Annotated in this window: 5 protein-coding genes and 1 tRNA gene; 3 read left to right on the top strand and 3 right to left on the bottom strand. The window is 68.6% G+C overall.

The window, feature by feature from the left end:
- Window positions 1–488: 488 nt before the first annotated feature.
- Entirely contained in the window at window positions 489–3992 is a 3504-nt protein-coding gene (locus BM048_RS17460; RefSeq protein WP_090035296.1) for a glycoside hydrolase, read from the bottom strand.
- A 975-nt stretch (window positions 3993–4967) separates the two neighbouring features.
- Between BM048_RS17460 and BM048_RS17990 the strand changes: the two genes are divergently transcribed.
- Window positions 4968–6122, top strand: a complete 1155-nt coding sequence (locus BM048_RS17990; RefSeq protein ID WP_139224533.1) for a hypothetical protein — start codon at window positions 4968–4970, stop codon at window positions 6120–6122.
- A 53-nt stretch (window positions 6123–6175) separates the two neighbouring features.
- On the opposite strand, the gene BM048_RS17455 is transcribed toward BM048_RS17990, so the two are convergent.
- Window positions 6176–7429, bottom strand: coding sequence for a phosphomethylpyrimidine synthase ThiC (locus BM048_RS17455; protein ID WP_090035293.1), 1254 nt, complete (start codon window positions 7427–7429; stop codon window positions 6176–6178).
- Window positions 7430–8295: 866 nt separating this feature from the next.
- Between BM048_RS17455 and BM048_RS17450 the strand changes: the two genes are divergently transcribed.
- Both BM048_RS17450 and BM048_RS17445 read left to right on the top strand, forming a co-directional pair.
- Window positions 8296–9507, top strand: a complete 1212-nt coding sequence (locus BM048_RS17450; protein ID WP_239079069.1) for a substrate-binding domain-containing protein — start codon at window positions 8296–8298, stop codon at window positions 9505–9507.
- Between the two features lie 65 nt (window positions 9508–9572).
- Window positions 9573–9645: transfer RNA gene (locus tag BM048_RS17445), tRNA-Arg, on the top strand.
- 147 nt (window positions 9646–9792) lie between these two features.
- On the opposite strand, the gene BM048_RS17440 is transcribed toward BM048_RS17445, so the two are convergent.
- The coding region (locus tag BM048_RS17440) for an IS3 family transposase (protein ID WP_139224532.1) at window positions 9793–10404 on the bottom strand (612 nt) is incomplete at its 5' end.

Below are 10404 nucleotides of genomic sequence, written 5' to 3'. Positions count from 1 at the left end.
AGGTCTCTCGAAGAATCACGCGGTGACCGCCTACACGTCTACGACGACGCCCTCACCAGGGCCGGGCTCGCACACCACTCTGCGGGACGCCACTAACGACGGCACCTGCTGCGTCGTCGCACGGTGCGACGAGCCCGCTCGCTGCGCGCGTCCCACCTGCGCAGATCTACCTCGGTCGGCCACGGGCCCATCCCACCATCGACCACTGACACGCAGCCCTGACGAGTGAGACGGGCGTAGGGACGTGGACCGGCGAAGGGGTGGCCGGCAGATTGGACCGGTGAATCAGGCTCAGAGAGCCGCATGAATCAGGCTCAGAGAGCCGCAGTCGGAGCGGGCGGTGTAGCGGTGGGCTATGCGGTGGCGAGGCGGCCCGGCGGGCGCGATGAGGGCCGGGGCGCCCCGGACCGGGCGGTGGTGGAGCGGCCCGGCCATCGGGAGTGCCGTGGTGCCGGCCGCTGCGACCGGCCGGCACCACGGGGTCTGCGTCAGCTCGACCGGAAGGTCACCGTGTAGCGCTCGGTCGTGCCGTCCGGGGCCGTCACCGTGACCGTCGCCGTGCGGGCGTTCGCTGCCGTGGCCTGCTCGACGACGACGGTGGCGTCCTCGTCGAGCGGGACGGCGGCGACGACCGGGGTGCGGGACGGCGGCGCGTCGACGGTGTAGGTGCTCGTCGTCGCGGAGAAGGACGCGACGTCCTTGCCGTCGACGAGCAGCCGGCCCAGACCGGCCTCCGACGACGGCGCCGGGACGGCACCGGTGATGGCCACCTCCGCGACCTTCGTGTACGAGCGCGACATCGTGAGCGCGACCTGCACCGCCGTGGTCCGCACCGACGGCAGAGCCACGGTCAGCGGCGTGCCGAGCGCGGGATTCGTCGCCGGTGTGCCCACCGCCACCCACTGGCCGGCGGCGTCCCGGTAGCGGACCGCCGCGGTGGCGGGCGCCTTCTCCGCGAACGTGATCGCGACGCCGCTGACCACCGCCGGCCGGCCGAGCTCGTAGGTGAGCGTGTCGGCCGTGCGGCCCGCGCTGACCCAGTTCGACCAGGAGGTGCCGGCGCTGCCGTCGCAGGTTCTCGCCGCCGCGTAGCCGCCCTCGGTGAAGGACGCCGTCACCGACGCGCCGGCCAAATCGCGGCACAGGTGCGACGAGGTCGCCTGCCCCACGACGACCACGCTCAGCCGCGCGGGCACCGGGTCGTTCGGCGTCGTCACGGTCCCGGTCACCGCGACGGTCCCGGGCTGCGCCAGCGCCGCGTCGGTGAGGCCCGCGAGGTCCCAGCTCACCGCACGCGTCAGCCGGTGCGTGCTCGTCGCCACCTGCACGGGGACGACGGCCGGCGCCAGCGCCCGCACCTCCGCGGCCGTGGTGCCCGCGGGGACGGTGACAGACACGGGGTCCGCGGCGGTGATCTTCCCGACGACGAGGGTCAGCGGCGCGCCGGTGTACGGACGGCCGAAGGGGTCGGTGCCCGAGCCGGTCAGGGTGTGCGTGCCGTTCTTCTTCCACACCGCCGGGTCGACGGCCGGCCAGGTCACGGGCGCCTGCGCGGTCTCGCCGATCCGGTACCGCAGGGTCGCGGTCGTCGGCAGCGTGGCCGGCTGGCCGCGCAGCGTGCTGACCTCCTGCGGCTCGACGCCGACGACGTCGAACGCGTCGGACGGCATCGGCGCGAACACCTGGTTCGTCGCCCCGTTGGAGGACCACAGCGCGACGGGGGAGCCGGCGGCGGTGCGCGCCGACGACACGTCCAGCGACACCGCCGCGACGCGGTTCACCCAGCGCCAGCGCACACCGTCCTCGGTGGTGAGGACCCAGTGGGCGGCGGGGTCGGCGAGGGCCTCGTCGACGGACAGGGCCGTCGCCGTGACCGTGCCGCCCTGCCCGCGCGCGGCCGCGCCGCCGGCGCCGACGAGCGCCCGCCCGTCGCCGTCGCGCAGCACGTAGGCCTGCGCATGCCCGTTCTGCCCGGCGCCTGCGTCCGCGCCCGCGTCCGGACCCGGCACCGCGTGCGCCGTCCAGCGCTGCCCGGCGACCGGCGCACCGGAGCCCGCGGCGACCCGCAGGTCCTCGATGGTCAGCGCGCCGCTCGGCCCGGCCGTGAGGAACCGCCGCGAGGCGTCGCCGCGCAGCAGGTACTCGCCGCCGTCGACCACGGGCCGCGCGCCCTCGGCCACGCCGGTGACCCCGTCGACGAGGAACGTCACCACGGACCCGGCCGGCACGGTCAGCGTGGCCGCCTTCGTGGCGGCGTCGACCGCGACGGGCCTGCCCTCGACGAGGGCGTTGCGCTCGACGTCCTCGATCGGTGACTTGGTGGTGACCACCGGGGTCACCGTGGCGCCCTGCGCGACGTCGCCGAACAGCGACAAGTCCAGCGTCACCGTCTCGGCCGTCGCGGTGTCGTTGTAGTGCACGAGCGTCGCGCCGGTGCCGTCGGCGCGCAGCGCGGTGACGGTCTTCGTGTCGTCCGTCGGCACCAGCCGGTCGCCGGGGCGGATGTAGTGGGTGAAGTTGCGGACGGTGTTGTACTTCTGGTTCGTCAGGACCTTGCAGCGCGCCTCGTCGGGCGAGTCCCCGTCGTTCAGCCGGCGGTTGGACATGCCCTCACGGCCCGGGTAGTTGCAGTCGAAGTCGATGTAGATCGACCCCCAGCCGCCGTTCCCGTTCTCCATCTTGTACGCGTCCTCGACGGGCTGCCAGAACACCCAGGCGCCGGGCTCGAGCTCGCGCAGGTCGTCGATGATGCGCCCCGCCATGCCCAGGCCGTTCGCGATGTTGCTGCGGTCCCAGCCGCCGGGAGAATCGCCGAGCGCGACATTCCCGCCCCACGAGCCCTCGACCTCGCTCATCCACATCGGGAGGTTGGTCGACTTGGCCAGGTCGCGGACGCGGCGGCGGTCGTTCGTGCCGTAGGTGTGCACGTTGAGCTGGCCGACGGTGGCGCGCGAGGCGTCCGTCCACGCGTTCCAGTTCGTCATGAACAGGCCGGGGTTCGTCTCGTCCATGGCGGAGATGACGGCGTCCGTCGTCGTCCCCTCCTGCGCGAGCTGCGCGGCGAGGTCCTGGACGAGGCGGTTCTGCGCGGGGGGCTGGATGATCGCGCCCTCCTGCTTCTGGGTGTACGTCGTCGGCGGGCGGCCGGTGGCCGGGTCGATGTCCGTGCCCCAGTAGGTGGTGTTCGGCTCGTTGAAGGGGTCGACCGTGCTGACCTCGATGCCGTGCGCGTCCTCCAGGTACTGCGTCACGTGCTTCATGTAGGCGGCGAACTTCTCCTCCGCCTCGGGCAGCAGGTTCTCGCCGGGGGTGCCGTTCGTCGGGCGGACGGCGCCGGAGACGTAGCCGCTGCGCGTCATGAACCACGGCGGGGAGTTGGAGAACGTCTCCCAGTGCGTGATCTGGTCGCGGCGGGTCAGCTCGTCGACCCACCAGCGCTGCGTGTGGTCGGCGGTGAGGTCGTACGACGAGGGGTCCTCGGGGTTCCACTGCTCGAGGAACGCGAGCTTCTGCGCCGTGCTGGGCCGGCCGTCGGGGCCGTAGAGGTTCGACAAGGCGGGGGTGTCGGCGGTGGCCTCCGTGACCGGCTGCCACCAGCCCTCCACCGCGCTGCCGTCGTTGAGGTACGGCGCGACGTCGGAGGCGTTGCCGCCGCCGACGTTGTAGCGCGCGATGTTGAGGTTGAGCCCGTCGGGCCCGAAGACCTTCTCGTACAGGTCCTGCCGCACGTCGGCGGGGTAGTCGCCGGTGGCGTTGGCGAACCACACGAGGCTGGTGCCCCAGCCCTGGAACGGCTCGCCCTGGTAGGCGGGGTTCGGCCGCAGCGTGACGGCGCGCGTCTCGGCGGCCGCAGTGGCGCTGCCCGACGAGGGGTCGGCGGCCGTGGCGGGCCCGCCGGGGACGAGGCCTGCGCCGACCGTGGCGGCCACGGCGGCGGCGAGGGCGGCCTGGCGGCGGCGGGCGGTCGGGGACCGGTGGGAGGTGGGGGGCACGGCTGGCGCCTCTCGTCGTCGGGAGACGGCGTCGTGGTGACGCCCGCCGGGTCGTCGGTGGCCCGGGCCGGACCAGTCAAGGCACAGGGCGAGCCCAGGTCCAGCGACCCGAACAGAACCGAACACGCTCGTCTGCGCCGTTCAGCCTGCCGCTCGCTAGCGACGCCTGGCGGGAGCCACCGAGCGCTGGCTGGCGGGCTGCCTAAACAACGCTGTCTAAAGTATGGGCACTCGTTGCCGACGGGAAGCAGCGACGGGCCCTTGCCAAGAACTCTAGGTGCGCGACGTGTCCACTCGACGCGCTGAGGCGGCGGGCGAAAGGCTGAGCGCGACTGGCTCTGTAGTACTAGGCCGAACCGAAAAGGTCCGGGATTCCGATCGGACGCCCGCCGAGCGGTACCGAGGGCTACGCAACTACATACCGCGGGAGCACTGTTAGCAACGGTGTCTCCGAGAAGCGGAGCATGGGCCGTCTAAATCCCCGTACGATCCTCGCTCATTGACTAACCCGTGGCCGACGGTCGCCAGGAGATGGCGCGGCCAATACAGTCCCTTTTCGTGGATCGGGGGCACGGGCGCCGCCCCCTGCTCGCCAATGGAAGTAACCGTTTTGCGGCACCTAGCGTTCACACAGAAGTGCCCATCGTCGTCACGAGATTGCGACTAGTGCATTGTCGATTCCCGAGCACCCCTCTTTCCATGGGCACCGATTTCACGAAGGGCGGGCCGCGGATAGCGCGTACGCAACAATCGGAGAGGTCGGCTGGCCCCGGCTGGTCCGCGTCACGCCAGCACAGGCACGACCTACGGCCCACCAGGGGCAGCCAGGAGACTGCGGAGGGATTGCCATTCCTGACTACCGCGTGCCATGCTGCAGCACCTGGTGTTGGGAGCGAGATGCAACTAGCGATGTCGGACCTCGCAAGCGAGCGAAGTGTGTTCTTCGGCGCTGCAGACTCCTATTCGATAATTCGCTTGGGATCCACCGAGCGGGAGATCATGCACCGCATGCGCCTTGCGGTTCTTCTGTACGACCGCGTGATTGTAGCCGCAGCACACTTTTGGCAGTCGGAGCAGATGCGCAGGATACTTCCGCAGGTCAAGCAGCTCGTCGAAGTGGGGGCCGTGCTGCCGGCGATCCGAGCGGCGGATGAGACCAGAGACGTGAATGACTATTTCGCTAGGAGACTCTCGCAGACCTCCCAGTTGCACAACGCACTGAGGGCCACTGATCCCGCAATCGAGTCAGAGATTGCTCGGCCGGGTCAGTACCATATAGCACGACGAATCGAGCGGTTGGGCGCTGTGGTCCACCTCGATTTCAACTCAGTGGAAGCAGAGTTTCGGTCCATCTGGCTCGCGGATTGCATTGACTGCCAAGTGCTCGGGTCGGTCAATATGCTGGTTACGTCGCGAGTTTCCGAACCAGAACGCGGCGCCATCATGAGGCGCCTGCGCAGTCTTGCGCTTAGGTCATTCTTCTCCCGGAGCGAAGTCGCTCGCGCAGCACGTGAATTGGCGTTGCCCACGGAATTCTGTCGTTCCCTTGTGGCGCGCGCGTCCCATCTATACTTGCTAGCGAACGCCAAATCGTGCGCGAGCGACCTGTTGGCGCCTTCGGCACCGATCGAAGCAGCCGGAACGGGCCCGCTAGCACTCTCGAACGTCCTATTGCTCGAGCGCGTACTTGAGCTGTGCGGCGTGCCGCATGGCGCACTGCGCACCATGAGCCTCCCCGAATTGTTGCAACTAAGGGACGCTCCTGAGTTTGTCAGATTTCGCGAGTTCTACCTTAATACGGTAAAGAGATCAATGGAGGCCCACGCCGACTGGCAACAAGCCACCCTCCGACGAATCTCCGCCATGCGCGATAGCGAACGCAGACTTGCATCGATCATGCGACAGCTATACAAGGTTCAGCACCATTCAGGACAACTGTTCCTTGTGGCGGCGAGCAGCGAGTGGATCGAGCCCGCGCTACCCACAGGTTCACTAGCAACGGCGGCGGCGATGGGGTGGGGAGTTCCGACCGTCCTGAACCGCATACCGTGGTTGCAAAATCGGCCTACCGACGACTTCTACCAGTTCGCCGTCGCGCAAAATTTCGGGAAGCGCCTACCCCGAATGTAGCATCGTGGAGTTTACGTGGGCAAAATGACGCAATCGAATCGCGGACAGCGGGGCTAGACGAGTCTATCGCGCCCTCTTTCACGGTCGATGACAAAATTGACGACCAAAGGGCACTCATTGCCGCACCTCGTGCAACCCATCGCATGCCTGGTTGTAGCGGATTTTGAAAAGAGTCCGCCATCAACGACACACGTGTAGTTCTTGTTGCGTGCGTCCACCACACTGTCTTCTGCGGCGGAGTCGAGTTGCGGAAACTTCGAGATATTTACCGCGTGCGCCGCGATACGGGCGGCTCGGAGCCCTTCGAGGATCGACTCGAGGTCGGGCACGGAACCCGTGTGTTCCTCACGCGTGATCGAGTTGATCACGTCCGTACCCCCAGCCAACGCTAGTACGCTTGATCCGATTGCATTGGCAATGTGGTCCTCGCCCACCGAAGCATCGGTTGGAATGGGTCCGAGTGTCACTACTGGACCGCTGTGGCCTATCCCCGATCGCACTAGGTTGGTGAAGATTGGGACGTCGCTAAGACGCATGTGTCCGACGGCTTCGAGCATGACGGGTACTCCTTGCGCCTGAGACTCGTCTATGAAGCGCCTCTGCAGTCGTAATTCGGTCTTGTGAGCAGCGTCGAGGGCATCCAAAGTGTTTGCGGGTCGAAATGTGGTCCCCAGGCTCAGGGCTGTCCCGAATCGTTTCAGGATGCGTAGAATTTCCGGAAACAGCTCAGCCAATAGACTTTCGCTTCGGTTATTGATTAGCATGTCCCGAATTGCTATGCCGCCTCCCCGAGCCGTGGTGGGCGTGCGCCGGGTCCGTCTGGCCAATTCATAAAGTTCCGAGGTCACTGCTAGGTGCAAAGTCACCCACGCGACGCCCTCGGTCGCATGGCGTTCGATCTCCTCCAGCAGTCTCGATTTGTCGAGTCCATCGCGTGGCTTGAAAGCGGTGTAGTGGGGCAAGGTTCCGACAGGCGCTCCGGTTAGCTCGCGGATTTCTGCATAGAGCGGTCTTGCGAGTCGAACGGTACTTAGATCCATCATGATATCGGGGCCGTACCCGCAGTTTGCTAGTTGGTCCAGTTTCCGCAGTTCTAGATCCCAGTCCGCCGGTCGATTGCAACCTATGCTCGTGTTGACCTTGACAAGCGCCTCTGGCCCGCAGAGAACGCGGCTGCGATTGCCACGGAGCAAGGCTAAGCTATTTGCCCGAATGAGATCGGAAGCGGTGGCGGGCGCTAGTAGCCCTTCCGCAACTTCGGTCGTAGTAGCGATGCCGGACTCATTGCCGTCGTGATTGTCGCCCATAGCAGAAGCCCCTTTGCCGCGCGTCAGCGAGTTGCGATTAGTGCGTCGATCTGTCCCTCAGGACACACTGTACGCGAGGCGCGTAATGTTCTGCGAGGGGCAAGGCTAGAAGCTTGCTTCCTATCCGTCGTCCTCCAGGGTCGGGCAATGCCAGTTGCGCGACAGGCACGTCCAGCGGCTTGCACTTTCGTAGTCCTAGCGATTACGCGGTTGGGCGTGCCAAGGGCGCGCCCCGTCGCTCACTATTGCCACTGGCTAGGAGTGCACGGGTAGCGTCATGGTTGACGTTGAGGTTCGGCCCGTCGTTCCCAGCGGTCAAGGGCAGATCCTGCGTGGGTTAGAAGCGGTGCCAGTCGTGCTGTTCGACCAAGGGCATGTCGATCGCGCGACACCGGGTTCACGGTGTTGCGGCCGTACACCGCGGTTGGCTGTAGGAGTACCTGTCCATCTGGGGCGGTTTGGTGCCGTCGCAAATGCTGAGGCCGGGGTTGGCCATCATGAGGCGGGCCACCGCAGTGGCTGCTGACAGCGGTCCCAAGCCGGGGCGACGCCGCCCCTGCAGAGGTAGCCCCGGTCCGGGCAGGAGCACGACCTCGGCCGCTGTGGCCCCTGGGCGACGACCGCGCCCACCAACGCGTCCACCGCCACGAGAACTCGGCCGCCCGGTGCGCCGCTGACAGGCGGCGGCACCCGGCGCCTGCTCGTCGTGCTTGTGTCGGGTCGTTGCCGGTCCTTCCATTGTGTTCTCGACGAGTCTCGTCGACGCCTCTCGTCGCGCGGCGCCTGTGAGATGCCGGTGCCCGTACCAGCGGGATCGGTTCTAGGCTCTGACCGGCAGGGCAGGCTCGACGACGAGGAGGCCGACGGTGGCGCTCGTACCGGAGCAGCGGGCACCACGGGCCGGGCGCCCCGGAGCCCCCGCCGCGGCGGTCATGAACGCTGGTGCCGCCGCCGCAGCCCCGCTGGCCGCCCAGCGCCGCGAGCGGTTCATGATCGAGTTGCGGCGCACCGGCGCGGTTCGGGTCAGCGCGATCGCGCGCACGTTCGGTGTCGCCGAGCTGACGGTCCGCCGCGACATCGCCGCGCTCGCGGCCGCCGGCCGGGTGGTCCGCGTCCACGGCGGTGCGACCCTGCCGGAGCTGGCGGGCCTGGCGGCGGCGGGCTCGTCGTCGGGCGTTCAGGCCGACGCGCGCACGGTCGGCATGGTCGTGCCATCGCTGGAGTACTACTGGCCGGACGTCGTCGCCGGGGCGCGGGCGGCCGCCGAGGAGCGGGGCGTGCGGATCGTGCTGCGCGGCTCGTCGTACGACGGGGGCGAGGACGACCGCAGCCAGATCTCTCGGCTGCTGCACGGCGGGGTCGACGGGCTGCTGGTGGCCCCGACGTCGGACGGGCCGATGGGCGCGCGCCTGGCGCACTGGCTGGAGAGCCTGCCGGTGCCGACGGTCCTCATGGAGCGCCGCCCGCCGGCCGCCACGGGCAGCCACCGCCTCGGCTGGGTGGTCACGGACCACGCGCTCGGAGCCGACATCGCCGTCCGCCACCTGGCCGCCCAGGGCCACCGCACCATCGGCGTCCTGGTCAGCCACCGCTCACCCACCAGCCTCCCGGTGCTGCGCGGCTGGCGCGACGCGACCCGCGCCCTGCGCCTGCCGGTCGACCCGAAGGAGCACGCGGCGTCCATCAGCGCGCCGGACTCGGTGTGGCCGCCGCTGGAGGAGGAGCTGCTGCGTCTGCGCGGGCTGGGCTGCACGGCGCTGCTGGTGCAGTCGGACTGGGGCGCGCTGGCGGTGCTGGCGGCGTGCCGATCCCTGGGCCTCGCGGTGCCGGCGGACCTGGCGCTGGTGTCTTACGACGACGAGGTCGCTGCGTCGGCGACCCCGGCCCTCACGGCGGTCCACCCACCGCGGGGTGATCTGGGCCGCCGCGCGGTGGACCTGCTGCTGGAGCGCCTGGACCAGGGTGCCGAGCGGGCGGTGCAGCGCGTGCAGCTGGTGCCGTCACTGGTGGTTCGGGACTCGTCGGTGCAGGTCGACACGCCGCCCACCGCCGCACGCGTCCCGGCCCGCGCCGGGTGAGCACCTTGCCCCGCTAGGCTGGCGGCGTCCTGCCGGCAGGGACGCCACGCCCACGCCGGTGCTACGCGCCTGTAGCTCAGGGGATAGAGCACCGCTCTCCTAAAGCGGGTGTCGGCAGTTCGAATCTGCCCAGGCGCACAACGCAACTGTATTGCTCCGCTTGATGCTTGACGTTCGGTGTTCGGCTGAGGGTTGACGGGGTTCTGGTTGAGGGTTGACACCGGGTCCGGTTGATCCTTGACGGGGACTGCTGCAGGTTTCGTTGACACTCGGGGTGAGTGGTTCTCAGGCCGCTGAGGCGGTCGCGTAGATGGTCTCAAACTCGACCGGCGTCAGGCGCCCGAGGCGGGCCTGGCGGCGTCGGTGGTGGTAGGTCTGCTCGATCCAGGCCACGATCGCCCGGCGCAACTGGTCACGGGCGCCCCAACGGCGCCGGTTCAGGACGTTCTTCTGCAGCAGCGCGAAGAACGACTCCATGGCCGCGTTGTCCCCGGCCGCGCCGACGCGTCCCATCGACCCGCGCAGGTCGTGACGGCGCAACGCGGCCACGAATCTTCTCGAGCGGAATTGGCTGCCCCGGTCCGAATGGACGACGCACCCGGCGACCGCACCGGGCCCGCCGCGGCGCCGTACGGCGCTGTCCAGGGCGTCGACGGCCAGGCGCGACTTCATCCGATCCGAGATGGAGTAGCCGACGATCTCGTTGGAGTAGACGTCCTTGATGGCGCAGCAGTAGAGCTTGCCCTCGTCGGTCCAGTGCTCGGTGATGTCGGTCAGCCACAGGCTGTTGGGTCGTTCGGCACTGAAGCGGCGCTCGACCAAATCGTCGTGCACCGGCGGGCCGGGCCGCTTGGCCTTGCCCCGCTTGCGCGAGTGCGTGGAGTAGACGCCCTGCTG

This window comes from Cellulomonas marina, from assembly GCF_900111925.1.
GTDB lineage: Bacteria > Actinomycetota > Actinomycetes > Actinomycetales > Cellulomonadaceae > Cellulomonas > Cellulomonas marina.
Note: the sequence above shows the minus strand (reverse complement) of the source record. Positions and strands in the feature narration are given on the sequence as shown.